Annotated in this window: 24 protein-coding genes; 11 read left to right on the top strand and 13 right to left on the bottom strand. The window is 66.2% G+C overall.

Annotated elements, in window-relative coordinates; genetic code table 11:
* Nucleotides 1-29: 29 nt before the first annotated feature.
* Nucleotides 30-1,109, top strand: a complete 1,080-nt coding sequence (locus BLT73_RS13090) for a BMP family ABC transporter substrate-binding protein (protein ID WP_176805089.1) — start codon at nt 30-32, stop codon at nt 1,107-1,109.
* 267 nt (nt 1,110-1,376) lie between these two features.
* On the opposite strand, the gene betI is transcribed toward BLT73_RS13090, so the two are convergent.
* Nucleotides 1,377-1,958, bottom strand: coding sequence for a transcriptional regulator BetI (gene betI, locus BLT73_RS13085; protein ID WP_090524467.1), 582 nt, complete (start codon nt 1,956-1,958; stop codon nt 1,377-1,379).
* An 82-nt stretch (nt 1,959-2,040) separates the two neighbouring features.
* On the opposite strand from betI, the gene choX reads away from it, so the two are divergent.
* Genes choX through choV form a run of 3 tightly spaced genes read left to right on the top strand, consistent with a single transcriptional unit; the run spans nt 2,041 to nt 4,851 of the window.
* Complete coding sequence (gene choX / locus BLT73_RS13080) at nt 2,041-2,973, top strand: choline ABC transporter substrate-binding protein (protein WP_090524465.1); 933 nt, start codon at nt 2,041-2,043, stop codon at nt 2,971-2,973.
* Between the two features lie 7 nt (nt 2,974-2,980).
* Nucleotides 2,981-3,829, top strand: coding sequence for a choline ABC transporter permease subunit (choW, locus tag BLT73_RS13075; protein WP_090524463.1), 849 nt, complete (start codon nt 2,981-2,983; stop codon nt 3,827-3,829).
* Entirely contained in the window at nt 3,826-4,851 is a 1,026-nt protein-coding gene (gene choV / locus BLT73_RS13070; RefSeq protein ID WP_090524462.1) for a choline ABC transporter ATP-binding protein, read from the top strand. Before choW ends, choV begins: the two co-directional genes overlap by 4 nt.
* Before the next feature lie 44 nt (nt 4,852-4,895).
* On the opposite strand, the gene BLT73_RS13065 is transcribed toward choV, so the two are convergent.
* A complete protein-coding gene (locus tag BLT73_RS13065; protein ID WP_342705171.1) occupies nt 4,896-5,789 on the bottom strand; it encodes a DMT family transporter in 894 nt (297 codons plus the stop codon).
* A 3-nt stretch (nt 5,790-5,792) separates the two neighbouring features.
* Entirely contained in the window at nt 5,793-6,386 is a 594-nt protein-coding gene (locus BLT73_RS13060; RefSeq protein WP_090524460.1) for a LysE/ArgO family amino acid transporter, read from the bottom strand.
* Nucleotides 6,387-6,479: 93 nt separating this feature from the next.
* On the opposite strand from BLT73_RS13060, the gene BLT73_RS13055 reads away from it, so the two are divergent.
* Entirely contained in the window at nt 6,480-7,352 is an 873-nt protein-coding gene (locus BLT73_RS13055) for a LysR family transcriptional regulator ArgP (RefSeq protein WP_090524458.1), read from the top strand.
* On the opposite strand, the gene BLT73_RS13050 is transcribed toward BLT73_RS13055, so the two are convergent.
* Nucleotides 7,353-8,096: a YebC/PmpR family DNA-binding transcriptional regulator gene (locus BLT73_RS13050; protein WP_090524456.1), complete on the bottom strand. Its 744-nt coding sequence runs from the start codon at nt 8,094-8,096 to the stop codon at nt 7,353-7,355.
* A gap of 154 nt (nt 8,097-8,250) precedes the next feature.
* Between BLT73_RS13050 and BLT73_RS13045 the strand changes: the two genes are divergently transcribed.
* On the top strand, nt 8,251-10,035 hold the full coding sequence (locus tag BLT73_RS13045; RefSeq protein ID WP_090524455.1) for an SLC13 family permease: 1,785 nt from the start codon (nt 8,251-8,253) through the stop codon (nt 10,033-10,035).
* Nucleotides 10,036-10,044: 9 nt separating this feature from the next.
* Here the strand turns inward: BLT73_RS13045 and BLT73_RS13040 are convergent, their stop codons facing one another.
* Nucleotides 10,045-11,823, bottom strand: coding sequence for an SLC13 family permease (locus BLT73_RS13040; RefSeq protein WP_090524453.1), 1,779 nt, complete (start codon nt 11,821-11,823; stop codon nt 10,045-10,047).
* A gap of 80 nt (nt 11,824-11,903) precedes the next feature.
* Complete coding sequence (locus BLT73_RS13035; RefSeq protein WP_090524451.1) at nt 11,904-12,740, bottom strand: TIGR00282 family metallophosphoesterase; 837 nt, start codon at nt 12,738-12,740, stop codon at nt 11,904-11,906.
* A 151-nt stretch (nt 12,741-12,891) separates the two neighbouring features.
* On the opposite strand from BLT73_RS13035, the gene BLT73_RS13030 reads away from it, so the two are divergent.
* On the top strand, nt 12,892-14,208 hold the full coding sequence (locus BLT73_RS13030; RefSeq protein WP_090524449.1) for a methyl-accepting chemotaxis protein: 1,317 nt from the start codon (nt 12,892-12,894) through the stop codon (nt 14,206-14,208).
* A gap of 206 nt (nt 14,209-14,414) precedes the next feature.
* Here the strand turns inward: BLT73_RS13030 and BLT73_RS13025 are convergent, their stop codons facing one another.
* The 7 genes from BLT73_RS13025 to BLT73_RS12995 form a co-directional block, all read right to left on the bottom strand.
* Nucleotides 14,415-14,972 (bottom strand): nucleotidyltransferase family protein, encoded by a 558-nt coding sequence (locus tag BLT73_RS13025; RefSeq protein WP_090524447.1) that lies wholly within the window; start codon nt 14,970-14,972, stop codon nt 14,415-14,417.
* On the bottom strand, nt 14,969-15,865 hold the full coding sequence (locus BLT73_RS13020; RefSeq protein ID WP_090524445.1) for an XdhC family protein: 897 nt from the start codon (nt 15,863-15,865) through the stop codon (nt 14,969-14,971). Before BLT73_RS13020 ends, BLT73_RS13025 begins: the two co-directional genes overlap by 4 nt.
* Nucleotides 15,866-15,868: 3 nt before the next feature.
* Complete coding sequence (locus BLT73_RS13015) at nt 15,869-16,465, bottom strand: Isoquinoline 1-oxidoreductase subunit (protein WP_425438824.1); 597 nt, start codon at nt 16,463-16,465, stop codon at nt 15,869-15,871.
* On the bottom strand, nt 16,462-18,609 hold the full coding sequence (locus BLT73_RS13010) for a xanthine dehydrogenase family protein molybdopterin-binding subunit (RefSeq protein ID WP_090524443.1): 2,148 nt from the start codon (nt 18,607-18,609) through the stop codon (nt 16,462-16,464). The genes BLT73_RS13015 and BLT73_RS13010 overlap by 4 nt, the downstream gene beginning before the upstream one ends.
* Before the next feature lie 3 nt (nt 18,610-18,612).
* Nucleotides 18,613-19,071, bottom strand: a complete 459-nt coding sequence (locus BLT73_RS13005; RefSeq protein ID WP_090524441.1) for a (2Fe-2S)-binding protein — start codon at nt 19,069-19,071, stop codon at nt 18,613-18,615.
* Nucleotides 19,072-19,283: 212 nt separating this feature from the next.
* Nucleotides 19,284-20,117: an amidohydrolase family protein gene (locus BLT73_RS13000; protein WP_090524439.1), complete on the bottom strand. Its 834-nt coding sequence runs from the start codon at nt 20,115-20,117 to the stop codon at nt 19,284-19,286.
* Nucleotides 20,114-21,118, bottom strand: coding sequence for an aldo/keto reductase (locus BLT73_RS12995; protein WP_090524437.1), 1,005 nt, complete (start codon nt 21,116-21,118; stop codon nt 20,114-20,116). Before BLT73_RS12995 ends, BLT73_RS13000 begins: the two co-directional genes overlap by 4 nt.
* A gap of 171 nt (nt 21,119-21,289) precedes the next feature.
* Here BLT73_RS12995 and BLT73_RS12990 point away from each other — a divergent pair, with 171 nt between their 5' ends.
* The 4 genes from BLT73_RS12990 (at nt 21,290) to BLT73_RS12975 (ending at nt 25,551) form a co-directional block, all read left to right on the top strand.
* Nucleotides 21,290-22,606, top strand: coding sequence for an ABC transporter substrate-binding protein (locus BLT73_RS12990; RefSeq protein ID WP_090524434.1), 1,317 nt, complete (start codon nt 21,290-21,292; stop codon nt 22,604-22,606).
* Nucleotides 22,607-22,704: 98 nt separating this feature from the next.
* Complete coding sequence (locus BLT73_RS12985) at nt 22,705-23,613, top strand: carbohydrate ABC transporter permease (RefSeq protein WP_090524432.1); 909 nt, start codon at nt 22,705-22,707, stop codon at nt 23,611-23,613.
* Nucleotides 23,613-24,458, top strand: coding sequence for a carbohydrate ABC transporter permease (locus tag BLT73_RS12980; protein ID WP_090524430.1), 846 nt, complete (start codon nt 23,613-23,615; stop codon nt 24,456-24,458). Before BLT73_RS12985 ends, BLT73_RS12980 begins: the two co-directional genes overlap by 1 nt.
* Nucleotides 24,459-24,462: 4 nt before the next feature.
* A complete protein-coding gene (locus BLT73_RS12975) occupies nt 24,463-25,551 on the top strand; it encodes an ABC transporter ATP-binding protein (RefSeq protein ID WP_090524428.1) in 1,089 nt (362 codons plus the stop codon).
* The last annotated feature ends 15 nt before the right edge of the window (nt 25,552-25,566 follow it).

The raw sequence follows: 25,566 nt of genomic DNA, 5'->3' as shown, positions 1-25,566 counted from the left end.
ACAAAAGACCAAACCAACAGGAGACCACCATGCTGCGCAGAAATTTCCTTGCCACCTCCACCGCCCTGCTGACGGCGCTGACCGCGCTGCCTGCGATCGCACAGGACGAGCCGCTGAAGGTCGGCTTCATCTATGTGGGCCCGGTCGGCGATGGCGGCTGGACCTATCAGCACGATCTGGGCCGCCAGGCGCTCGAGGAAGAATTTGGCGACCGGATCGAGACCACCTATATCGAAAGCGTCCCGGAAGGCGCCGATGCCGAACGCGCCATCACCCAGCTGGCGCTCGCCGGAAATGACATCATCTTCACCACCAGCTTCGGCTTCATGGACGCCACCATCGCGGTGGCCGAGAAATTCCCCGATATCAAGTTCGAGCACGCCACCGGCTATAAGCGCGCCGAGAATGTCGCCACCTATGACGCCCGCTTCTATGAGGGGCGCGCTGTGATGGGCACCATCGCGGGCCATATGACCGAATCGAACCGGATCGGCTATATCGGGTCGTTCCCGATCCCCGAGGTGATCCAGGGCATCAACTCCTCCTTCATCCATGCCCGCAAGGTGAACCCCGAGGTCGAGATGCGCATCGTCTGGGCCTATAGCTGGTTCGACCCGGCGAAAGAGGCGGATGCCGCCGCGGCGCTCATCGCGGAAGGGGTGGATGTGATCCTGCAGCACACCGATTCGACCGCACCGCTCGCCAAGGCGCAGGAGGCCGGTGCCATCGGCTTCGGGCAGGCCAGCGACATGGCGGCCTTCAAGCCGAGCCCGCGCGTCTCCTCCATCATCGACAACTGGGCACCTTACTATATCGAGCGCGTTCAGGCGGTGCTGGACGGAACCTGGGAGTCCGAGGGCACCTGGGCCGGAATCGCCGGCGGCGAGGTCGAGATCGGCGAAATCACCGATGCCGTCCCCGCCGAGGTCCGCGACGCCGCGCTTGCCGTCAAGGACAGCATCGCCTCGGGCGAGTATCACCCCTTCACCGGGCCGCTGAACAAGGCCGACGGCACGGAATGGCTGGCCGAGGGGCAGACCGCGACGGATGAGGAACTGTCGCAGCTCAACTTCTATGTCGAAGGTATCACCGCCGAGATTCCGCAATAGGAGTTGTGCGGACCGGATTGGTCCGCACTAAAAACAGGGTCGCCGGTTCCTATCACAGGGCCGGCGGCCGACCGCGGGCGGACGCTGCCTGCGCCTAAGCAACAGCGCTTTATGGTGCAGCCACATTGAACAGCTGATCGGCGCGGACCGGCAACGAAGCGGCCGCCCTGGGGGGCGGTCGGCCGCTGGCCCGGCGGGGCTGCGCCCCTTGTTCCTGGCCGGATCTTCTGCAGGAAAGCTGACATGCTTGGGGCGGCACTATGGGCGTCAGTTCCGTCCCGCCTGATCGAGCACACCTGCCAGATACCGCCGCGGCAGCGCCAGCAGCATCTCCGGCGGCGCGGTATCGAGCGCCTGCCGCAGATAAACCCCGTCAATGAGAGCGCCGAGCGTTTCGGCCACAGCCGCCGCCTCGGCCCCTAGAAGCGGGCGCAGATCTGCCATCAGCGTTGAGCGCAGCCGGCGGTGATAGACCCGCAGCAGCCGGTCGGCCTTCCCTCCCTGCTGGGCCAGTACATAGAAGTTCAGCCAGGCCGCCACGATGGCCGAATCGAAATGCTCCGGCCCGAGGCTCGCATCGAGCACCGCGAACAGCCGGGCGCGGTGGTCCTGCACGCCCGTGAGCGCCGCCCGCGCGGCTGCGCCATAGCGCCGCAGGATCTCGCGCATCGCGGAGAGAAATATCTGATCTTTCGAGCCGAAATAATGATGCGCCAACGCGGGCGACATCCCCGCCTCGCGCGCAATATCGGCCACCGTCACATCCAGCGTGCCCGATCGCGCAATCGTCCGGATTGCGGCGTTGATTAATTCGGTTTTTCGGGTAGTCTGCCGGGCACGCCTACGCATCCGCGCACCTCGCGGTCGGTTTGCACCCTGATACCCCGGCTTGATTGACTGGTCAATCAATAAAATTTTTCGAGGAGATAATATGACCCGTTTCGCCGCCCTGCTGCTCGGCGCAGCCTTCGCCCTTCCCGCCACCGGGCAGGAGCCGGACTCCTGCCAATCCGTGTCGTTCTCCGATGTCGGCTGGACGGACATCACCGCCACCACCGCGGTTGCCACGACCATTCTCGACGCGCTCGGCTATGAGACCGAGATCAAGGTGCTGTCGCTGCCGGTCACCTTCACGGCGCTGTCGCAGAACGATGTCGACGTGTTCCTCGGCCTGTGGATGCCGACGATGGAGGCCGATATCGCGCCCTATCGCGATTCCGGCACGGTCGATATCGTCCGCAGCAACCTGACCGGCGCGAAATACACGCTGGCGACCAACGCAGCCGGGGCCGAGTTGGGGATCACCGATTTCGCCAGCATCGCCGCGCATCAGGACGCGCTTGACGGCAAGATCTACGGGATCGAGCCGGGCAATGACGGCAATCGCCTGCTGATCGAGATGGTGGCCGAGGATCAGTTCGGCCTGGGCACGTTCGAGATCGTCGAATCCTCGGAACAGGGGATGCTGGCGCAGGTCGGCCGCGAAACAAATGCCGGAAACCCGGTGGTGTTCCTCGGCTGGGAGCCGCATCCGATGAACAGCGAATACGACCTGACCTATCTGGAAGGCGGCGATGAGATCTTCGGGCCCAACCTGGGCGGGGCGGAGGTGTTCACGACCACCCGCGCGGGCTATGTCGGAGAGTGCGCGAATGTCGGTGCCTTCCTGAGCAACCTCGAATTCACGCTGGAGATGGAAAACCAGATCATGGGCGCGATCCTGAATGACGGCGCGCAGCCCGACGACGCGGCGATGGACTGGCTGAAAGCCAATCCCGACGCGGCGACGGGGTGGCTGGACGGTGTCACCGCACAGGATGGCCGCGACGCGGTGGAGGTTCTGACGGCCGCACTGGAAGGCTGACCGGATCTTGGAACGGCTGACCGAACTTGTCACCGGGCACAAGATCCCCGTCGGCCAGGGCGCCGAATGGGTCTTCGACTGGCTGACCGCCTATGCGGGTGCGCTCTTCAACGCGCTCGCCGCCGGTATGCAGGCGATGATCGACGCGATCCTGTTCGTGCTGACCGCGCCGCATCCCTTCGCGGTGATCGCGGCTTTCATGGCGCTCGCCTATGCGCTGCAACGCCGGGTGCTGATCTCGGCCGGGATCGGGCTGGGTTTCCTGTTCATCCTGAACCAGGGCTACTGGCATGAAACCATGCAGTCGCTGACGCTGGTTCTGGCCGCCTGCGTCGTCTGCATGGGGCTGGGCGTGCCGATCGGGATCGCGCTTGCGCACCGGCCCCGGCTCTATGCCTGGGTGCGGCCGCTGCTCGATCTGATGCAGACCCTGCCGACCTTCGTCTATCTGATCCCGGCCATCGTGTTCTTCGGCATCGGCATGGTGCCGGGGCTGATCGCGACGGTGATCTTCGTGCTGCCTGCCCCGATCCGCCTGACCCAGCTTGGCATCGCCTCGACCCCGGCGGCGCTGCGCGAGGCGGCGGTGGCGTTCGGCGCCACCCCGCGCCAGCTTCTGTGGAAGGTCGAGATGCCAAGCGCCCTGCCCCAGATCATGACCGGGCTGAACCAGACCATCATGCTGTCGCTGTCGATGGTGGTGATCGCGGCGCTTGTCGGCGCCTCCGGGTTGGGCGTGCCGGTCGTGCGGGCGCTCAACAGCGTCAACACCGCGCTGGGATTCGAATCCGGTCTGGTGATCGTCGTCGTGGCCATCATGCTCGATCGGCTTCTGCGGTTTCGGAGAACGTCGTGAACGCCATCGAATTCGACAATTGCTCGGTCATTTTCGGGGGACGGCCCGACCGCTCGCTGGACCTCGCCGATGAAGGGCTGGACCGCGCCGCGATCGAGGAGGCGACGGGCCAGGTGATGGGCGTGCATGACGCCACGCTGGAGGTGGCCGAAGGCGAGATCGTCGTGCTGATGGGGCTGTCGGGATCGGGGAAATCCACCCTGCTGCGCGCCGTGAACGGGCTCAACCCGGTGGCGCGGGGCGATGTCCGGGTGCGGATGGGGGACCAGATGATCTCCGTCCCCGCAGCCAGTCGCGACATGCTGCACCGGCTGCGGCTGAACCATGTCTCGATGGTGTTTCAGCAATTCGGCCTGCTGCCCTGGCGCAGCGTAGCGGATAATGTCGGGCTGGGGATGGAACTGGCCGGCATCGCGAAGGCGCAGCGCCGCTCGCGCGTCGCGGCGCAGCTTGCCACGGTGGGGCTGGAAGGCTGGGCCGACCGTCAGGTGCAGGAGCTGTCGGGCGGGATGCAGCAGCGCGTGGGCCTGGCCCGTGCCTTTGCGACCGAGGCGCCGATCCTGCTGATGGACGAGCCGTTCAGCGCGCTCGACCCGCTGATCCGCACCCGGCTGCAGGATGAACTCATGGAGCTTCAGCGCCAGACCCGCCGCAGCATCCTGTTCGTCAGCCATGATCTGGACGAGGCGTTTAAGCTGGGCAACCGCATCGCGCTGATGGAGGGCGGCCGGATCGTGCAGACCGGCACCGCGCGGCAGATCATCGCCGATCCGGTCAGCGACTACGTGGCCGATTTCGTGGCGCATATGAACCCGCTCGACGTGCTGACGGCGGGGGATCTCTCTGCGCGAGGGGCGGGCGGGCGCGCGGGTGCGGGACCGCAGGCTGAAGAGGCGCCCCTGTCCGCCGACACGCCGCTGCGACAGGTGCTTGCCGCCCTGGCGGAACGGGAGGCACTGCCCGTGCAGGGCGGCGGCGTGGTGCGCCGGGCGGATGTGCTGCGGCGTCTGACCGGCCGATAGGCACGGGCGGGCCGGATCAGCCGCCTGCTGCGCGCTCCGCGCGTTCAGGGAATGTCACCGGGGTCATGCTCGGCGCCGCGCAACCGCGCCTCACGCCAAGTGATATAGCTGATCGCGGCGATCATCATGCCGCCACCCAAGAGCACCATTGGATCCAGCGGCTCTCCGAACAGCAGCACACCCAGCAGGCTGGCCCAGATGAGCTGCAGGAAGGTCACCGGCTGCGTGACGGCCATAGGCGCGGCGGCGAAGGCGCGGGTCATCGTGTAATGTCCGGCCGTGGCAAAGACCGCGACCATGGCCAGCCCACCCAGTTGCGGCAGGCTTGGCGGCACCCAGACGGCCAGGGCAATCGGCGCCAGCCCGATCGAGACGGTGACCGACATCATCGCCACCACCACCTGCGCCGAACAGCGCTGCGCCAGCTTGCGCGCGACGATATAGGACAGGCCGAACGCAAGCGCGGCGGTCAGTTGCGACAGATGGCCCAGCTCCAGCGTCCGCATCCCCGGCCGCAGCACCACGAGCGCCCCGATCAGCGCCACGCCGATGGCCACGCCACGCCGCCAGGAGATCGCCTCTTTCAGCAGGATGGCCGCGCCCACCGTCGCCACGATGGGGTTGAGGAACCCGATCGCCGTGACCTCCGCAATCGGGATCCGGGTCATGGCGAAGAACCACAAAATGACCGCGACGATATGCAGCGCGCCGCGCAGCACGAAGGGGCCATAGAGATCGCGCGGAATGCCGGAGATGACAATCTGGTGCAGCACCGGCGCCAGAAGGATCAAGCCGAACAGGAATCGCAGGAAGGCGGATTGCGCGGCGGGCAGACCGGCGCCAAAATACTTGACCAGAACATTGACGGCGACGAACAGCAAACCGGTCAGAACCATCCAGCCGACACCGGCCAAGTCGCGTCTCTGCCCCTGATTCACGGGCTATCCCCATAGCAGCTTCAGGGCGATAGACCACATTATCAGGGCGATGGCCAGATCGAGCATCTGCCAGGCACGCGGCCGCGCAAAGACCGGCGCCAGCAGCCGCGCGCCATAGCCGAGCGCGAAGAAGAACAGGAACGAGCCGGTGATCGCGCCGGCCGCGAAGGCCTGCTTGTCGGCGAAATCGGACGAAATCGCGCCCAGCAGGACCACCGTGTCCAGGTACACATGCGGGTTCATCCAGGTGATCAGCGCGACCGCCCCCATGGTGGCCCAGAACCCGCGCGCCGCACCTTGGGCGCGCAGCGCGTCGCCGCCGCGCCAGGCCGAGATCGCGGCCCGCAACCCGTAGACCAGCAGAAACGCGGCGCCGCCCCAGGTCATCGCGGTGTTGAACCGCGGCGCGATGCTGGCCAGCAGCCCGGCCCCGAAAACGCCGAGCGTGACCAGGATGGCATCCGACACCGCACAGAACAGGCAGACGGCAAAGACGTGACTCCGCAGCAGTCCTTGCCGCAGAACCAGCGCGTTCTGCGCGCCGATGGCGACGATCAGGGATAATCCGGTCCCCATGCCGGCAAGAAAGGTGGTCATCGTGATACGCGCTCCAATTCGGGTCGGGACGGTCTTGCCTGATCGGCGGAAATAATGGAAATTGATAATTCTGCTTGTGGATAAACTTGACTTATGCTGGACTACCCCGCCCTGGCCGCACTGGCAGAGATCGCACGGCGCGGCTCCTTCGAGGCCGCGGCGCTCGCGCTTGGCATCACCCAGCCCGCCGTGTCGCAGCGGATCAAGTCGCTCGAGGCGCGGGTCGGCCAGATCCTGCTCGACCGCGGCCCGCCGGTCATGCCGACCGCTGCCGGGTTGCGGCTGATTGCGCATGTCGACCAGGTGCGGCTGCTGGAACAGGAAATCGCGGGCGCGGCCGGCGCGGATACGGGCGCCGCGACGATCCGCATTGCCGTCAACGCCGACAGCCTGGCAAGCTGGGCCGTGGCGGCACTCGCGGCCGCGCCCGGGCTGCTGGATCTGGTGATCGACGATCAGGATCATGCCGAAACCTGGCTGCGCGCCGGGTTGGTCAGCGCCGCCATCACCAGCCAGTCAAAACCGATTGGCGGCTGCGACAGCCACAAGCTCGGCGCCATGCGCTATGTCGCCTGCGCGACGCCCGACTTCATCGCCCGGCATTTCGCCGACGGAGTCACCGCCGAGGCGCTGCCGCGTGCCCCGGCAATCACCTTCAACAGCAAGGACGATCTTCAGAACCGCTGGGTGCGGCAGCAGACCGGCCGCCCGATTGCCCTGCTCACCCATCTGATCCCCACGAGCGAGGGATTTGCCCAAGCCGTCCGACTTGGCATGGGTTGGGGGATGAATCCGTTGCTGATGGTGCGCGACGATCTTCGCGCCGGACGGCTGAGACCGCTGGTACCGGATGCGGAATTATCGGTGCCGCTCTCATGGCAGATCGCGCGGATCATGGTCCCCGCAATGGCGCCATTGACGCGGGCGATCCGCGCAGCGGCGCGGGACGCCCTTGATCCGCCCTGATCAGAGCTGTGCCGCGACCTCGTCGGAAATATCGAAATTGCCGGTCACGTTCTGCACGTCGTCGTCATCTTCCAGCGTCTCGATCAGCTTCATCAGCTTCTGTGCGGTCTCCAGATCCGTCACCTCGGACGGCGCCTGCGGCTTCCAGATCAGCTTCGCGGTCTCGGACTCGCCCAGCTCGGCCTCAAGCGCAGAGGAAACGTCGTTCAGATCGGTGTCGGCGCAATAGATCCAGTGGCCGTCCTCGTCGGATTCCACGTCATCCGCGCCGGCCTCGATCGCCGCCATCATCACCGTGTCGGCGTCGCCCACATCCGCGCCGTACTTGATCTCGCCCACCCGGTCGAACATGAAGCTGACACTGCCGGTCTGGCCCAGATCGCCGCCATTCTTGGTGAAGGTCGAGCGCACATTCGACGCCGTGCGGTTGCGGTTGTCGGTCATCGCCTCGACGATGATGGCGATCCCGTTCGGGCCGTAGCCTTCATAGCGGATCTCGTCGTAATTCTCGGCGTCCCCGCCCTGGGATTTCTTGATGGCGCGGTCGATCACGTCCTTGGGGACGGAATTGGACTTGGCTTCCTTCACGGCCAGGCGCAGCCGCGGGTTCTTCTCGGGGTCCGGGTCGCCCATCTTCGCGGCGACGGTGATTTCCTTCGAGAGTTTGGAAAACAGCTTTGAACGGATCGCGTCCTGGCGTCCCTTGCGGTGCTGGATATTCGCCCATTTGGAATGGCCTGCCATGGTCGATGGTCCTTCGCGGTCAGCGGCAATCTGGATTCGGGCGCTTGTAATCCAGCCCATGCCCGGATCGCAAGGGACAGGGCGGCGCAGGCGCAGATTGCCAAGCGGCGCGGCTGGGGTAAGGTGAGGCGATTATCCCGGACCGGTTCATCGCATGACATTTCCCCAGATCACCCTGTTCTCGATTTTCGGTGCCGTGATGGTGCTGATGTTCAGCGGCCGCTGGCGCCACGATCTCGTGGCCTTCGCGGGGCTGATGGCCGCTGTGGTGCTGGGGGTGGTCCCGGCCGAGGCGGCGTTTGCCGGGTTCGGGCACCCCGCGACCATGGTGGTTGCGCTGATCCTGATTACCACGGCAGGGCTGATGCGGTCGGGGGCCGTCGCTGCGCTGACCCGGCTGGTGGTGGTCGAGAACCGCCCGATCAGCCTGCATATCGCGGTGATGTCGGGCATTGGCGGGTTCCTGTCGGGGTTCATGAACAACATTGCGGCGCTCGCGATACTCATGCCCATCGACATGCAGGTGGCGCGCAGGGCCGGCCGCGCCGCGCGTCTGACGCTGATGCCGCTGGCTTTCGCGACGATCCTGGGCGGGATGCTGACGCTGATCGGCACCCCGCCGAACCTGATCGTGTCGGGGTTCCGCCGCGAGGTGCTGGGCGAGCCCTACCGGATGTTCGATTTCATGCCGGTGGGGGGGGCGGTGGCCATCGCCGGAATCATCTTCATCGCGCTCATCGGCTGGCGGCTGATCCCGAAACGCCGCGCCGATGACGCGCAGCAGGGCGAGCGCAGCCGCCCGCGCCGCTACCAGTCCCAGCTTGTCGTCACCGACGAGACGACGTTTCTGGACAAATCACTGGCGGAGATGCAGGAGGCGGTGCGCGCCGCCGGTGCCAAGCTGATCCGGCACCGGCATCATCATCACGAGGTGGAGGCCGAGCCGGCCGACATCACCATCGCCTCAGGCGATGTCGTCACCATCCTGGCCGATTCCGAATTGCTGGACGAGGTGCGCTCCTCGCTGAAGCTCAGCTACCCGGATGGCCGCAGCGAGCCGCGCGCGCGGCCGCGCGGAGAGGGGCGCGAGGATCTGATCGAATGCCTTGTGCCGGTCGGCGCGGAGATTGCCGGGCGCACGGTCCAAAGCCTGGGGCTGATCAACCGGCACGATTCGGTGCTGATCGGGCTGCGGCGGCAAGGGCGCATCATCACCGGCAATCTGCATCGCGAGATCATCCGGCCCGGCGATCTGATGCTGCTGCTCGTGTCGGAGAACCGGCTGGACGACCTGGTCGCAGCACTCGGCCTGCTACCGCTGGAGGGGACCGGGCGGTCGGTCATGCGCGAATGGCAGATGGCGCTGACGCTCGGGCTGTTCGTGGCGGCGGTGCTGCTGACCAGCTTCGGTCTGGTCACCATGCCCATCGCGCTTGGCTGTGTGATCGTCGCCTATGTGCTGTTCGGCGTGCTGTCCATCACCGAGATCTACGATTTCGTGGACTGGTCGGTGGTGGTGCTGCTGGGGTCGATGATCCCGCTCGGGCTCGCGCTCGACAGCACCGGCGGCTCGGCGCTGATCGCGGGCGGGCTGGCCAGCCTGACGGCCGGGTTTCCGGCCTGGGTGGCACTGGCGCTGCTGATGGTGACGACCATGTTCATGTCCGACATCCTGAACAACAATGCCACCACCATCATCGCCGCCCCGGTCGGGATCCGGCTGGCCGAGCAGTTGGGCGTGAACCCCGATGCATTCCTGATGGGGGTCGCCGTGTCCGCTGCCTGCGCCTTCCTGACGCCGATCGGGCATCAGAACAACACGCTCATCATGGGGCCCGGAGATTACGGCTTCGGCGATTACTGGCGCATGGGTCTGCCGCTGGAATTCATCGTGATGCTGGTCTCGGTGCCGATGCTGCTGATCGTCTGGCCGCTCTAGCCTTGCCGGTCACAACGGCCAGAAGATCGGGATCACCATCGAGGCGGTCAGCGCCATCAGCAGGTTCAGCGGCAGACCCACGCGGATGAAATCGCTGAACCGGTATCCGCCCGGTCCATAGACCAGCGTGTTGGTCTGGTAACCGATGGGGGTGGCGAAACTGGCCGAAGCCCCCAGCATCACGGCGATGATCAGCGGGCGCGGCTCCACCCCAAGCGACATGGCCAGGCTGATCGCCACCGGCGTCACGATCACCGCCACGGCGTTGTTGGTGACGGTTTCGGTCAGCGTCGTAGCCAGCAGATAGACCGACAGCACGAGCGCCCAGCTGGGCAGGGTCGAGAGCGTTGGCGAAATCCAGGAGACGACCAGTTCGACCGCCCCGGAATTGTCCAGACCGACCCCAACCGCCAGCATGGCGAAGATCAATGCAAGCAGCCGGCCATCGACGAAGCTCAGCGCCTCGTCCGCGTCGATGCAGCGCGTGCCCAGTACTATGGCAACCCCGATGAAGGCCAGCAGCAGGATCGGCGCGACCTCAAGCGCCGACAGCACCACCACAGCGGCCAGCACCGCGACCACGATCGGCGCATGCTTGCGACGGAACGCCCGGTCAGACGGGGCATTGACCTCGACCATTTCCATATCGGCGGCGAGCCGCTGGATATCGGCGGAAGCCCCTTCCAGCAGCAGCGTGTCGCCCACCCGGACCACGAGATCATCCAGTTGCCGGCCGATATTCTGGTTCTTCCGATGCGCCGCGAGAACGTAAACCCCGTAGCGCCGCCGGAGCCGCATCGACCCCAGGGAGCGGCCGACCATGTGACAACCGGGCGTGATCAGCACCTCGACGGTCGATGTCTGGACGGAGCTGAGCTTGTCGACCATCCGCAGATTGCGGTTGCCCTGAAGCCCAAGCACCTCCGACATCGGCGTGCGCAGCACCACCCGGTCGCCCGCCTCCAGCGTGACCGCGCCGAGATCGCGGCGCAGCGAGGCATCGCCCCTGAGCACGTCGATCACGCGGGCATTCTCGCGCGTGAAGATATCAACCTCGTCCAGCTTGCGTCCGATCAGGCCGCTGTCTTCCGGGATCGCGACCTCGGTGAAGAATTTCATCTTCGACCGGGTGGACATGAGCGAGGACATGGAGTCCCGCTCCGGAAGCAATCTGGGCGCGACGAAGAGAAGATAGAGTAGTCCCACACAGGCCATGGCCAGACCGACCGGCGTGATCTCGAAAATCCCGAAGGCGGGCTGGCCTGCCTGACGCGCGACACCGTCCACAAGGAGGTTGGTCGAGGTGCCGATCATCGTCACCGTGCCGCCGAGGATGGACAGGTAGGACAGCGGCATCAGCAGTTTCGACGGCGCCTGCTCCAATTCGCGGGCGAGCTGCATGAAGATCGGCATCATCACCACCACAAGCGGGGTATTGTTGACGAAGGCCGACATCGCCAGCACCGTCGCCGACAGCCCGGCCAGCGTCACGAAGGGGCGCAGCTTGGCGTGGCGCGCCGCATGCTGGCCGATCCAGTCGAGCGCGCCGGTCCTGACCAGGCCGCCGACAATGATGAACATGAAGGCGATGGTCCAGGGTGCCGGGTTGGCCAGCACGTCGCCTGCCCGCTCGATCGGCAGGATGCCGAGTGCCAGCAGCACCGTCGCGCCGAGGATTGCCGTCACCTCCGGCGGGTAGACCTCGCGCACGAAGAGGGTGAGCATCCCGACGATGATGAACAGCGTGGCGATGGCGGATGCCGTGCCGGTGAGTTCGAAGCCGAACATTCAGTCCCCTGACTCGCAGCCGGCGGGGCCGGCCAATCGGCGCATCTTTGGCCGAATGGCACAGGCTATGCAAGCGCGGTTCAGCCCTGCACGCCTGCCTCGGGCATGGCCGGCTGCAGCCTGCCGCCGTCACGCACCGGCCAGATGGCCTTCGCCAGCCCGGTGCGGTCATCCGTCTCCACCAGCACGCCGCACAGCGTGACCTCGCCCATCGCCGGGGTGAAGCGCTCGCGCGTCATGCCGGTCACGAAGCGGCGCATCGGCTCGGCCTTCTCCATCCCGATGACGCTGTCGTAATCGCCGCACATCCCGGCATCGCTCAGATAGCCGGTGCCGCGCGGCAGGACCTGCGCGTCGCCGGTCGGCACGTGGGTATGGGTGCCGACGACCAGGCTGGCGCGGCCGTCGCAGAAATGTCCCGCGCCCATCTTCTCGGAAGTGACCTCGGCGTGAAAATCGATCAGCGCCGCCTGCACCCCCGCCATGGCGCCCATCGGATGGGCGCGCAGCACCCCGTCGAGCGCCGAGAACGGATCATCGAAGGCGCGGCGCATGAACACATTGCCCAGGACCTGCGCCACCAGGATGCGGCGCCCCCGGCTGACCTCGAACACGCCCGCACCGCGGCCCGGCGCCGTCTTGGCGTAATTGAGCGGGCGCAGAACGCGCGGCTCCTTCTCGATGAAGCCCAGCATGTCCTTCTGGTCGAAGGCGTGATCCCCCAGCGTGACGACATCCGCCCCGGAATCCAGCAGGCGCTGCGCATGCCCGCCGGTCAGCCCCATCCCGCCCGAGGCGTTCTCGCCGTTGACCACGCAGAAATCCACGCGCAGTGCCGCGCGCAGCCCGGCCAGCCGGTCGGCAATCGCGCCGCGTCCGGCCCGGCCCATCACATCGCCCAGAAACAAAATCCGCATGACAGCCCCTTGCAGTGCGCGGCCTTGTTAGGCCGGGCGCCCCGATCTGTCCATGCCGCCCGCCCCGCCCGGCCCTCCCGCCCGTGCCGGTCAAGCAGTTCTTAAAGTTTCGCCGCTATGAGTCGGTGCGAACAGCGAAACGAGGACGGCGATGACCGACAGCAAGCAGATCAACGACAACGACCGGGTCAAGGCGCTCGGTCTGGCCCAGGCCATGATCGAATTCACCCCCGATGGCATCATCGTGGAGGCGAATGACAATTTCCTTCAGCTCATGGGCTATCGCCGGGACGAGGTGCTGGGCAAGCATCACCGCATCTTCGCCCGGCCGGATTTCGCCAACAGCCTGGAATATTCGGACTTCTGGCGGCAACTCGGTTCCGGCGCGGCCTTCACCGGGGAATTCGAGCGGCTGAACCGCGCTGGCCAGCCGGTCTGGATCAATGGCAGCTACGTGCCTCTGCTGGACGAGTCCGGCCGTGTCGCCGGGGTGCTGAAAATGGCCACCGACATCACCGAGAAGAAGGCCGCCATCTCCAGCATCATCGACGGGCTCGGCCAGTTGGCAGAAGGCAAGCTGACCTGCCGGGTGACCCGCGACATGCCGGCCGAATTCGTCGAGGTGCGCGACAGCTATAACCGCACGGTGGAGAATTTCGCCACCATGGTGAACGACATCCGCGAACGCGCCGCGATGATCCATCAGGAGGCCAGCCAGATCGCCCAGGGCGCCGACGATCTGGCACGGCGCGGCGAAAGCCAGGCCGCCTCGCTGGAGGAAACGGCCGCCGCGGTGGAGGAGATCTCGGGCAACACCTCCATGACCAGCACAACCGCGCAGGAGGTCAACAACGCCGCCCAGGACGCCGAGAAGGTGGTGAAACACGGCAATGACGTGGTCGGAGAGGCGGTCTCCGCGATCGAACGGATCGAGCAGCACACCAAGAGCATGGGCGAATTCACCCGCGTGATCGAGAATTTTGCCTTCCAGACCAATCTCCTGTCGATCAACGCCGCCGTCGAGGCCGCGCGGGCCGGCGAGGTCGGGCGCGGTTTTGCCGTCGTCGCGCAGGAGGTGCGCAATCTCGCGCAGCAATCCGGCAAGGCGTCGCAAAGCATCGCCGACCTCATCGGCAAGAGCGAGGCAGAGGTGCAGTCAGGTGCCGATCTCGTCCGCCAGACCGGCAGCGCGCTCAATGACATCAGATCGGCGGTGCGCGGAGTGGTGGACAACATCTCCGGCATCGCCCATGCCACGGCGGAACAATCCACCGGCGTGCAGGAGGTTTCCTCGGCGCTGTCGCATCTCGACAGCGTCAACCAGGCCAACCTGTCCATGTCCGAAAGCTATGCGACGGCTGCGGCGTCCCTGTCTTCGCAGGTCGATGAGCTGACGCAGCTTTTGCAGAAATTCGACACCGGTGCTGCGCCGGTTGCCGCTCAAGCGCCGCCCCGCAAGGTCGCGTGATCGCACCTGGCCGCCGCGTGCAGCAAAAGCGCCGCAGTGGTCGGGACATGGAAGGATCCGTCGCGCAGCCCTGCGCGGCGGGCTCGGCTTTCACGCCCGCGCTCGGAGTTCGGCCATCGGACGTTCACTCGGCCGCCCTGTGCGATGATCGGTTCGACGGGGCGGCACAGGATCACCCCCGGTTGCCCGGAAGGTTGCGCGTTGCGCTACCGACCGGGCAGATCAGACAGAAGGTCGATGTCGCGCAACCGTTCGCGCGGCGCCGGGACGCGCTGCGACGCGGGCAGCTCTTGCAAGATCTCCCGCGCGCCGCGATCGCCGCGAAGCCCGATCAGGCGACCGAACCAGCCCCGCGGGACCACCGCAGGCGGGGACGGTGCCCCCTCGGACCACATGCAGGCGGGCAGATCGGCAGGCGCCGACAGCAGGGCGCTGAAATCCTCGTCCGCCAGATAGGGCATGTCCCCGAGGGCAAGCACGCAACGCTGCGCTTGCAGGCGCTGCATCTCCGTCAACCCGGCCGACAGGCTCACCGATTGGGGCTGACCGGCGGGGATGGTCACGATGCGGAAGCCGGTTTCCCTGAGCAGCGCCCCCACCTGCGCCGAGGACACGGTGGCGACAAGCAGATCCGGCCCCGCGCGGCGCAGCGCCAGAGCCGCGTGACGGACCAGCGGGAAGCCATCCAGATCCGCCAGCAGCTTGTCTTCCGGGCCGAACCGCCGCGAGGCGCCGGCGGCCAGAAGCAGCCCGCCCAGCCTCACGGCAGACGCGCCTGTTCCACCGCCTGCGCCAGCACCGAGACCGCCAGCGTGCGCGGATCGCGCGCCGAGGGGATCAGTCCGAACGGCGAGGCCAGCCGCGCGATCAGCTCCTCCGCCACGCCCAGATCCGACAGCGCGGCACAGCGCGCGCGATGCGCGCGCAGGCTGCCCTGCGCGCCGACAAAGAAGGCCTGCGACCGCAACGCCGCAGCCAGCAGCACGGGTTCCCAGTCGTGATCGTGGAAGAAGATGGTGACCGCGGTCCTGGCATCCACCGCCAAATCGGCGGGCCATTCCGGCGTTCGCAGCCGCTCGCCCCGCGCCGGACCATGCAGCGTGTCATCATCTGGCGCGAACAGCTCGACCTGATACCCGGCCGAGCGTGCCAGTGCTGCAAAGCAACTGGCCTCCGGACCCTTCCCGAAGACGAGAAACCTCAGGCCGGGATGGATGTCCAGCGTCACCGGGCCAAGCTCCAGCACCGCATGTTCGCGCCCGGCCAGCAGGTCGCGGGCGCGGCCGAGCCGGACCGGGTCCGGGCGCGGCAGCACCGCGATGTCGAGACCACCGCCACAGGGCAGTTCCAAGTCCCGAAACGGCGAACCCACGCCGTAGCGCAGATGCCTAGCCCGGCCATCCTCAAGCGCCTGCACCGCCTGCAAGGCCACGTCGCGGTCGATGCAGCCCGAGGAGAGATTGCCCGTCATCCGCCCATCGGCGTCCACCGCCATGACCGCACCGACGGGGCGATAGGACGGGCCCTCGACCCCGGTGATGACCGCCAGCGCGAATGCCCCGTCATCAGGGATCGCGTGGAGCGGGACATCCGCCTCGCTGATCGGGATCAGGGCCGCGCCGCCGCGGTGGCCAAGCTGGGGATCGGGTCTGGTCATCGCTCAGCCGGGGCAGGCCGCGCCCGTATCGATCCAGGCGCGGGTCAACTGGCCGAACATCTCCTGGCTGCCCGGCGCGGGCTCACGGCCTTCGCCCGGGTGCCATCCCCAGCCGACCAGCCCGTCTTCCGCGTGATGTTCATGGATCTCCTCCAGCGTCTTGCCGCCATTGCGCGCGGGATCCTTGATCTGGGCGCAGATCTCGCCAAGGCTCAGGCCCTGCCAGCCCATGCTGACGGGCGCGAGCATCCAGATCTCATGGCCCGGAATGCTGCCGGCCTCGGTCACGAATTCCACATTCTCGGCGCTGTGACAGGTGCTGCAGTTCATGCCCACCGCGCCGAAATCCGCCTCGCCGCGGAACACGGGCGGCGAATGGGGCTGCATGTCGTCGCCCTGGGTCGGCCCGCCGGTCACCGGGTGGCAATTCAGGCAGCGGGGATGGGTCAGCACCTTGCCCATCTCCTCGAACAGCGCCGCGGAGCGGGTCTGCTCATCGGCGATATCGGAAAACGCATCCGGTCCCGACAGCCCCTCCTGCGCATGGATCGGCGCGGCCCAGAGAAGGAGCGCCCCGGCCAGCCAAGCTCTTGCCATCATGCGACGCTCCCCCCGCCGAAGGGCAATTCGTATTGGCGATTGCCGGTCAGCGCCCGCCACGCATTGGCCATCGCCGGGGCCAGCGGCGGCACGCCCGGCTCCCCCACCCCGGTCGGGTCAGCGTCGCTCTGAATGATCTCCACCTCGACCTGCGGCATCTCCGAGATTCGCAGCATCGGGTAGTCGTCGAAATTCGACTGCTCGACCTCGCCGCCGGGCGAAAAGCTGATCCGGTCATGCAGCGCGGTGCCGAGCGCATAGCCGATCCCGCCCTCCATCTGGGCGCGGATCACGTTGGGATTGACGGCGATGCCGCAATCCACCGCGCACCAGACCCGCGTGACATGGGGCGACCCGCCGCGATCCTCGATCTCGACCACCTCGGCGACATAGGTGTTGAAGCTCTTGGTATAGGCCACGCCGTAGCCCTTGTCGCCCCGCACCGAGCCGGACCAGCCGGACATCTCCGCCACCTTCTCGATCACCCCGCGCTCTCGCGCCGCATCACCCGGCAGCAGATCCAGCCGGCCCTGCACCGGATCCTTGCCCGCGGCGGCCAGAAGCTCGTCCAGGAAGGTCTCGACCGCATAGGCAGTGTGGGTGTGCCCCACGGATCGCCACCACAGCACAGACACGGGGTTCTCCATCTCGGCCCAGCCGATGCGGCTTGCACCGAATTGATAGGGCAGATTCGTCGATCCTTCGTAGGAGGTCGCGTCCGGCCCGCCCTGCAGCATCATCTCCATCGCCGTGCCGCGCAGGATCGACTGGTTGGCCACCACGTTTTCCCAGCCGACGATGTTGCCATCCGCATCCAGCCCGGCGCGCAGCCTGTGCACCGTCATGGGACGGTAATGCCCGCCCTTCACGTCATCTTCGCGGGTCCAGACCAGCTTGAACGCGCCATCACGCCCGGCCGCCTTGGCGACCTCTGCGGCTTCGGCGGCGAGATGCGCGGTCCCCTGCGCGCGACGCCCGAAGGAGCCACCGGCGAGCAGCACGTTGATCTTCACATCGTCCTGCGGCAGGCCCAAAATCTCGGCCACCGTCGGCTGATCGAGGCCGGGGAACTGGCTGCCGAACCACATTTCGGCGCGTTCGCCGCCCAACTCGATCACCGCATCCAGCGGCTCCATCGGGGCATGGGCGAGGAAGGGGAAGCGGTATTCCGCCTCCAGCACCTGCGCGGCCCCGTCGAGTGCGGACAGATCGCCCGTCTCCTCGACCGTCTGGCCACCTTCGGCGGCGGCAGCCGAGTAGCTGTCGAACATCTGGGCGGTGCTGCGCGTCTCGGCCCCGGTCATGTCCCAATCGACCTTCAGCGCGTTGCGCCCTTTCATGGCGGCAAAGGTGTTGGTGGCGTAGACCGCCACGCCGGACGGGATCTGGCGCACCATCTCCACCCCCGGCACGGCGAGTGCGTCGCCGTCATCGAACCCGGCCACGGTTGCGCCGAATTTCGGCGGATGAGCAACCAGCACGGTCAGCATGTTGTCTCGATAGACATCCATGGTGAACTGCGCGCTGCCATTCGATTTTGCCACCGTGTCCAGCTTGGGCCGGTCGGTGCCGATCAGCACGAAATCCTCCGCCGCCTTGACGGGCGGATCCTCCGGCACGGGCAGGCGGGAGGCCGCCTGGCTCAGCGCGCCGAAACCGGAGCTGCGGCCCGTCCCCTCATGCGCGACCACCCCCGCCTTCACCGTGATCTCAGCCGCGGGGACGCCCCATTCCTCGGCTGCGGCGGCAACCAGCATGGCACGCGCGGCAGCACCCGCCTTGCGCATCTGCATGAAGCTGTTGGCGATGGCGGTCGAACCGCCGGTCAACTGCACCCCCATGGCGAGATTGGCATAGGCCTGACCGTCAGCAGGCGCGCCCTCGGCCCGCATCTGCGACCAGTCGGCGTCAAGTTCCTCGGCCACCAGCGTCGCCAGCCCGGTATAGGGCCCCTGCCCCATCTCGATATGCTTGATCATCACGGTGACGACGTCATCCGTGCCGATCCGCACGAAGGCATTCGGCGCGAAGGGACCGGTCGCCGCCTGCTGCGCCATGCCGCGCCCGAAGGGCAGTGTCAGCCCCAGAAGCAGCCCGGCACCACCGGCCAGCACGCCCCTGCGCGTGGTCTGGATTCTTGCCATGATTCAGCCCTCCAGCGTTGCGGCGGCGTCATGGATGGCCTGCCGGATGCGGACATAGGTCGCGCAGCGGCAGACATTGCCCGCCATGGCGTGGTTGATCTCTTCATCCGTCGGGTTCGGGATCTGCTGCAGCAGGGCGGTGGCCGACATGACCTGACCGGACTGGCACCAGCCGCATTGCGGCACGTCGATCGCTTCCCAGGCCGCTTGCACGGCCGAGATCTCTGGGCCGTCCATGCCTTCGATGGTGGTGATCTCGCTGCCCTCGACCATCGAGATCGGGGTGACGCAGGCGCGGCGCGGCATGCCGTTCATCATCACCGTGCAGGCCCCGCATTGGGCGATGCCGCAGCCGAATTTCGTCCCCGTCAGGCGCAGTTCGTCGCGCAGCACCCAGAGCAGCGGCGTATCGGGATCGATGTCGAGATCGTGGTCTTGTCCGTTGACGCGAAATGTCGTCATGCCTGGCCTCCTGGCTGGGTCCGCCCCCGATGATGGCGGCTGACCGGGGGAGGTCAAGCGCGGCACAGACCCCGCGCGGCGCGGAGACCCCGCCGGCGCGGCCCCGCCAGCGGTTCAACCGTCTGAACTTGCGACTTTCCGGTGCGGATCCTCTGCCTTCGACACTGCGGAAGATTTTTTTCGCAGCTTGCGCCGGTGTGGCCGAAAACCCGCTACGCGCGCGGGAGCCGATAGAATTCCTGCGCCGTGCCGGCCCAGATTCGGTTGCGGTCGGCCTCGGGCAGATCGGCGATGATGCTGGCCACCATCTCCACCCAGCCCGCGTAATCCCCGGCCAGGTTCAGGACCGGCCAGTCACTGCCGAACATCAGCCGTTCGGCCCCGAAACAGGCGATCAGGTGATCGGCGGCGGGGCGGATCCGGTCATGGGTGGGCGTATCGCCCGCCTCGGTCAGCAGGCCGGAGAGCTTGCACATGCAGGCGGTCTCCTCCGCGATCCGGGCAATCTCGCGCTGCCACTCGTCGATCCGGCCGCTCGCAATCTCCGGCTTTGCGCCGTGGTCGATCACGCAGCGCAGACTGGGATGCCGCCGCATCCGCATCTGCAGCGGGGCGAGATGGCGCGGCAGCACCAGGGCATCGAAGGACAGATCCTCGGCGACCAGCGTATCGAAGACCGGGTCCAGATCGCTGCGCATGATCCACGCGTCATCCGCCATCCCCTGGATCATCGGGCGGATGCCCACGAATTTCGGATTGCGCGCGAGGCGTTTCAGCGTTGCGACCGCCTCCGGCGCCTCCATGTCGATCCAGCCGACCACGCCGTCGATCCGCGCGGTTTCGGCCGCGCAGTCCAGAAGAAATTCCGTCTCAGCGACCGACGGGGCGGCCTGGACGACGACCGTCCGGTCAATCCCGGCGGCATCAAGCAGCGGCTCGAGATCCGCCACGGTGAAATCGCGGTAGATCGCGCCCAGATCCGGCGTCAGCCAGCCATAATCGCCGCGCGACAGGGTCCAGAGATGGTGATGGCTGTCAACCTTCATGCGTCTTCTCCTTGCGGGGTTGGGGCGGCCTCGTGCAGCAGGCCGGCGGTTTTCAGATCCGACCAGAAGGATGTCGGGATCGGGCTGTGCCACCATTCGACGATCTGGTTCATCTCGCGCGGGCTGCGCGGTCCGGGGATGGTGCTTTTCACCAATGGATGGGCACGGCAGAACGCCAGCGCGGCGGCGGGAAGCGCCACGCCGTGATCGGCGCAGATGCGGCGGATTGCCGTGACCCGATCGGCGATGGCAGGCGGGACGGCGCCGTAATCGAAACTGTCGGCGCCCGCCAGAACGCCGGAATTGAACGGACCGCCGATGACGATGTCGGTGCCTGCGGCCGTGCAGCGCGGGAACAGATCGTCAAGCGGCACCTGTTCCAGCAGGCTGTAGCGGCCCGCGAGCAGGAAGGCGTCCCATTGCCCCTGCGCCAACGCGGCCAGACAGACCTCCGATTCGTTCACACCCAGACCGATGGCCCCGACAACGCCCGCATCGCGGAGCTCCTCCAGCGCGCGATACCCGTCGCCCAAGGCCTGCGCAAACAGCGTTGGGCCGTCTTCTTCGCCATGTGTCCGGTTGCCGATGTCGTGGATGAACAGGATCTCGATCCGGTCGCGACCCAGACGCTGCAGCGAATCCTCGAAGCTGCGCATGATGCCGTCATAGGAATAGTCATAGACCGGCGTGAACGGCAGCGCCTGCACCCAGGCACCGGGGTCGGGCGCGGCCCCCGGCCGCAGCAGCCGACCCACCTTGGTGGAGATGACCGCCTCACATCCGCGCAGCGCTTGGCCAAGCCGGTGCTCGGCCAGGCCGTGGCCATAGAACGGGGCTGCGTCGAAATAGGTGACCCCTGCAGAGGTGGCGGCGTCGATCACCTGTCCGGCATCCGCATCGGAAACCGGTGAGAACAATCCCCCCAGCGTCGCGCAGCCCAGCCCGAGCTGGCTGATCTCCGGCCCCGCCTGACCGAGCCTGGTGCGTCTGATTGCGGCCATTCTGCTCCTCCCCTTTCATCGGTTTGGCTGGTCATTGCACGGGGTTTCGCCGAGGCCCTGACCCTGCGCATTTCTATATCCCGAACAAAGCCGTTGACACAAATAGTTTTTTCATGGACAAAAATAAATTATCAAATACGAAAGGCTTCAAGTGGCTTCGGGAGGGAATCAATGAAGACCGTGACATTCGCACTTGCCTCGACGGTGGCGGCGGCCTGCCCGGCCATGCCGGCACAGGCGCAGGATTACGGGACGTTCGAGGGCTATACGCTGCGCGTGAAGCTGATCGGCGGTGCGCAGTATGAACCGCTCTACGCGCTCATCCCGCAATGGGAGGAGGCGACCGGCGCCAAGGTGGAGATCCTTTCGCGCAAGAGCCATTTCGAGCTGGACCGCGAAATGAAACAGGACATCGCGGCCGGGAATATCGGCTATTGCGTGTTCTCCAGCCACACCAATTTCGCGCCGCAATACACGGCGATGAACCAGCCGCTTGATGACCTGATCCCGGCCGAGGTGCTGGAGGCGTTCTCGCCCCTTGTGATCGAGCATTCGACGGTGGACGGAGAGCTGGTGGAACTGCCGCGTCACTCCGACGTGTCGAACATGTTCTATGTGAAGTCGCTCTACGAGGACGCGGAGAACAAGGCGAAGTTCAAGGAACGCTTCGGCTATGATCTGACCCCGCCGGAGACCTGGGACCAGGCCAGCGACCAGGCGATCTTCTTTGCAGATCCGCCGGACCGCTACGGCACGCATTTCGCCGGCAAGGACGAGGCCATCGCCGGCCGGTTCCTGGAAATGCTGGTTGCGAATGGCGGTCGGCTTCTGAATGACGACTGGACCCCGGCATTCAACGGGCCGGAGGGTCAGGAGGCGCTGAACTGGTTCGTGAAGCTCTACCAGGACAAGGCGGTTCCGGCAGGCACGACGAACTATGTCTGGGACGATCTGGGGCTGGGCTTTGCCGCCGGCAGCGTGGCCTACGATCTCGACTGGGCCGGATGGGCCGCCTATTTCAACAGCCCGGATTCGAATGTGCAGGGCGATGTCGGCGTGGCCCTGGCCCCCAAGGGGTCGGGCGGCAAGCGCAGCGGGTGGTCGGGCTCGCACAGCTTCTCGATGACCAAATCCTGCGACAACAAGGATGCCGCCGCCAGCTTCATGATGTTCCTGACCAGCCATGACGCCCAGATGATCGAGGCGCGGGCCGGGCTGCTGCCAACGCGCAGCAAGGTCTGGGACGACGTGACGGCCGAGTTCGAGGCCGACGGCAACGACTTCATGGTCGAGGTCTTCGAGGTCTGGGGCGAATCGATGCGCGATCATGCATTCACCCCGCCGCTTGTCGCGGAATGGGGCGAGATCTCCAATGCGCTGTGGCCGCAATTGCAGGCCGCGATCCTGGGCGACAAGACAACCGAGGAGGCGCTGAACACCGCCGCCGAAGAAGTCACCGAGATCATGGAGGATGCCGGCCGCATCTAGGCCGCGCACCCGCCTGAGAGATCCCGCCGCGCCGCCTTGCGCGGCGGGACCGGACACATCGCCGCGCCCGTCGCGGCTGCCAATCACATGAGACGAAGATGGCCCGATTGCGCCGATTTATCCGGGACAATGCCGTACCGCTTGCGCTTTTGTCGCCGGCCGTGCTGGTGATCCTGCTGGTGGTTCTGCTGCCGCTGATCTTTTCCTTCTATACCAGCTTCTCGAATTACCGCCTGATCCGGCCGGACTCGCTCTGGGATTTCGTGGCGTTCCGAAATTACGCCCGCGTGCTGGGCGATGGCGAGTTCTGGTCGGCGCTGTGGCGCACGGTGCTGTTCCTGACCTTTGCGCTGAACCTCGAGATGCTGCTCGGGCTGGGCCTCGCATTGCTGGTGAACCGCATCACCTGGGGGCAGCGCACCATGCGCACGATCATGATGTTCCCGATGATGTTCTCGCCCATCCTGGTCGGGTTCCAGTTCAAATACATGTTCAACGACACGATTGGCGTGGTGAACAACGCGCTGCAGTCGCTGGGTCTGGCGCAGGAGGCGATTCCGTTCCTGGTCGATCGCTGGCTGGCCTTCGCCTCGATCCTGTTTGCCGAGATCTGGATGTCGACCGCGATCTTCGCGATCCTGATCCTGGCGGGGCTGTTTGCCATGCCGCGTGACCCGGTCGAGGCGGCGAAGGTGGATGGCTGCAACAACTGGCAGGTGTTTCGCCACATCACCCTGCCCTTCCTGATGCCGTTCATCTACATCGCCATGACCATCCGCTCGCTCGACGTGGCGCGGGCCTATGACATCGTCGATGTGATGACGGGCGGTGGGCCGGCCGGGCGGACCGAGCTTCTGTGGACGCTGATTGCGCGCACCGCCTATGACGACGCGCGGATGGGGCGGGCCAATGCCATGGCCTATGTCTCGATCCTGCTGTCGATCTTCTTCACATGGTTCTTCTTCCGCAAGCTGATGGCGGCGCGGAAACATCTGGGGGCGTTCTGATGAGCCGCAAGCAGAAAGACATCCTGACCTGGCTGGCCACCTTCATCGTGATGCTGATCATCTGCCTGCCCGGACTGTGGGTGGTGCTGTCGGCCTTCCGCCCGAATGGAGAGATCCTGACCAAGCCCGCCGTGTGGATCCCGCGCGATCTGTCGCTGGACAATTTCCGCGCCATTTTCGGCATGGGTGAGGATGTGGTGGGCATTCCGGTCGCGTCCTATTTCCGCAACTCGGTGGTGATCTCCGTCACCTCGACCGTCATCGCGGTGCTGATCGGAATGTCGGGCGGATATGCCTTTGCGCGCTATCGCTTCCCCGGCAAGGGCGCGGCCTTCCTGTGGCTGATGCTGTCGCGCTGCGTGCCCGGCATCGCGCTGTCGCTGCCGCTGTTCATCCTGTGGAGCTGGACCGGGCTGATCGACACCCAGATCGGGGTGATCGTGGTCTACACGGCGATCAACGTGCCCTTCACCGTCTGGCTGACCGAGGGTTTCTTCCGCCAGGTGCCGCGCGATCTGTCCGAAGCCGCGCAGATCGACGGCTGCACCCCCTGGCAGGCCTTCTGGAAGGTCGAGTTTCCGCTGGCCAAGTCCGGCATCGCAAGTGCTGCCATCTTCGCCTTCCTGACCTCCTGGAACGAATATGCGCTAGCCAGCCAGATCACGCGTTCGACCGACAGCAAGACCTTGCCGGTCGGGCTGATGGATTTCACCGCCCAGTTCACCATCGACTGGGCCGGGATGAGCGCCATGGCAGTCATCATCATCAATCCCGCACTCATCCTGACATTCCTGGTGCAGAAGCACCTGATTGCCGGGCTGACATTTGGCGGGGTCAAGGGATAGGAACATGGCAGAAGTCTCTCTGAACAACGTCGTCAAACGCTACGGCGCCGTCGATGTCGTCCACGGCATCAACCTGGACATCGCGCATAACGAATTCGTCGTGCTGGTCGGCCCCTCGGGCTGCGGCAAATCCACCACGCTGCGCATGATTGCAGGACTTGAGGAGATCTCCGACGGCGAGATCGCCATCGGTGAGCGGGTGGTGAACCATCTGGCGCCCCGGCAGCGCAATATCTCCATGGTTTTCCAGAATTACGCGCTCTATCCGCATATGTCGGTGCGCGAAAATCTGGGCTTCAGCCTGAAGATCGCGGGGCGGCCGCAGGACGAGATCGCGCGCGCGGCGCAGGACGCCGCCCGGATCCTCGGGCTGGAGCCGTATCTCGACCGCACACCGGGCGAGCTCTCTGGCGGTCAACGCCAGCGCGTTGCCATGGGCCGCGCCATCGTGCGCCGCCCGGATGTGTTCCTGTTCGACGAGCCGCTGTCCAATCTCGATGCCAAGCTGCGCACCCAGATGCGGATAGAGATCAAGAAGCTGCACGCCCAGGTCGGCACAACCATCGTCTATGTCACCCATGACCAGGTCGAGGCGATGACGCTGGCCGACCGGATCGTCATCATGAAGGATGGTCATATCGTGCAGACCGGCACGCCCCTGGAGGTGTTCGAGCGTCCGGTGAACACCTTTGTTGCGACCTTTATCGGATCGCCGCCGATGAACCTGATTGACGGGGTGGTCGATGCCGGCGCGGTGCGGCTCAGCGACGGCTCGGCACTGCCCCTGCCGACCCGCACGGGCCCCATCCGCGACGGTCAGCGCGTCACCTACGGGTTCCGCGCCGACAATCTGATGCCGGAGGGGCATGGCCCGGCCGAAACCGGGCCGGTGGCCACGATCGAGCTCCCGATCACGCTGGCCGAACCGCTGGGTGCGGAATCGCTGATCCTGACCGAGATCGCGGGGGTCGAGGTGCAGGGCAAGATGCTGACCCCCCGGCCGACGCGGCCGGGCGAGGTTCTGCGCTTCCAACTCGCGCTCGACCACTGCCACCTCTTCGATGCCGACACCGGCGTCAGGCTGGGCCAATGATCCGGCAACATCGCG

Origin of the sequence: Paracoccus isoporae, assembly GCF_900101865.1 — a bacterium.
Classification (GTDB): domain Bacteria; phylum Pseudomonadota; class Alphaproteobacteria; order Rhodobacterales; family Rhodobacteraceae; genus Paracoccus; species Paracoccus isoporae.
Note: the sequence above shows the minus strand (reverse complement) of the source record. Positions and strands in the feature narration are given on the sequence as shown.

What these genes read in the sequence shown, in the direction of transcription:
- BLT73_RS13090 (WP_176805089.1), top strand. Translation starts at nt 30, where the DNA reads ATGCTGCGCAGAAATTTCCTTGCCACCTCCACCGCCCTGCTGACGGCG.
- BLT73_RS12975 (WP_090524428.1), top strand. Translation starts at nt 24,463, where the DNA reads ATGGCAGAAGTCTCTCTGAACAACGTCGTCAAACGCTACGGCGCCGTC.
- BLT73_RS12985 (WP_090524432.1), top strand. Translation starts at nt 22,705, where the DNA reads ATGGCCCGATTGCGCCGATTTATCCGGGACAATGCCGTACCGCTTGCG.
- BLT73_RS12980 (WP_090524430.1), top strand. Translation starts at nt 23,613, where the DNA reads ATGAGCCGCAAGCAGAAAGACATCCTGACCTGGCTGGCCACCTTCATC.
- BLT73_RS13000 (WP_090524439.1), bottom strand. Translation starts at nt 20,117, where the DNA reads ATGAAGGTTGACAGCCATCACCATCTCTGGACCCTGTCGCGCGGCGAT.
- BLT73_RS12995 (WP_090524437.1), bottom strand. Translation starts at nt 21,118, where the DNA reads ATGGCCGCAATCAGACGCACCAGGCTCGGTCAGGCGGGGCCGGAGATC.
- BLT73_RS13040 (WP_090524453.1), bottom strand. Translation starts at nt 11,823, where the DNA reads ATGTTCGGCTTCGAACTCACCGGCACGGCATCCGCCATCGCCACGCTG.
- BLT73_RS13045 (WP_090524455.1), top strand. Translation starts at nt 8,251, where the DNA reads ATGACATTTCCCCAGATCACCCTGTTCTCGATTTTCGGTGCCGTGATG.
- BLT73_RS13050 (WP_090524456.1), bottom strand. Translation starts at nt 8,096, where the DNA reads ATGGCAGGCCATTCCAAATGGGCGAATATCCAGCACCGCAAGGGACGC.
- BLT73_RS13030 (WP_090524449.1), top strand. Translation starts at nt 12,892, where the DNA reads ATGACCGACAGCAAGCAGATCAACGACAACGACCGGGTCAAGGCGCTC.
- BLT73_RS12990 (WP_090524434.1), top strand. Translation starts at nt 21,290, where the DNA reads ATGAAGACCGTGACATTCGCACTTGCCTCGACGGTGGCGGCGGCCTGC.
- betI (WP_090524467.1), bottom strand. Translation starts at nt 1,958, where the DNA reads ATGCGTAGGCGTGCCCGGCAGACTACCCGAAAAACCGAATTAATCAAC.
- BLT73_RS13055 (WP_090524458.1), top strand. Translation starts at nt 6,480, where the DNA reads ATGCTGGACTACCCCGCCCTGGCCGCACTGGCAGAGATCGCACGGCGC.
- BLT73_RS13010 (WP_090524443.1), bottom strand. Translation starts at nt 18,609, where the DNA reads ATGGCAAGAATCCAGACCACGCGCAGGGGCGTGCTGGCCGGTGGTGCC.
- BLT73_RS13015 (WP_425438824.1), bottom strand. Translation starts at nt 16,465, where the DNA reads ATGATGGCAAGAGCTTGGCTGGCCGGGGCGCTCCTTCTCTGGGCCGCG.
- BLT73_RS13005 (WP_090524441.1), bottom strand. Translation starts at nt 19,071, where the DNA reads ATGACGACATTTCGCGTCAACGGACAAGACCACGATCTCGACATCGAT.
- choX (WP_090524465.1), top strand. Translation starts at nt 2,041, where the DNA reads ATGACCCGTTTCGCCGCCCTGCTGCTCGGCGCAGCCTTCGCCCTTCCC.
- BLT73_RS13035 (WP_090524451.1), bottom strand. Translation starts at nt 12,740, where the DNA reads ATGCGGATTTTGTTTCTGGGCGATGTGATGGGCCGGGCCGGACGCGGC.
- BLT73_RS13020 (WP_090524445.1), bottom strand. Translation starts at nt 15,865, where the DNA reads ATGACCAGACCCGATCCCCAGCTTGGCCACCGCGGCGGCGCGGCCCTG.
- BLT73_RS13060 (WP_090524460.1), bottom strand. Translation starts at nt 6,386, where the DNA reads ATGACCACCTTTCTTGCCGGCATGGGGACCGGATTATCCCTGATCGTC.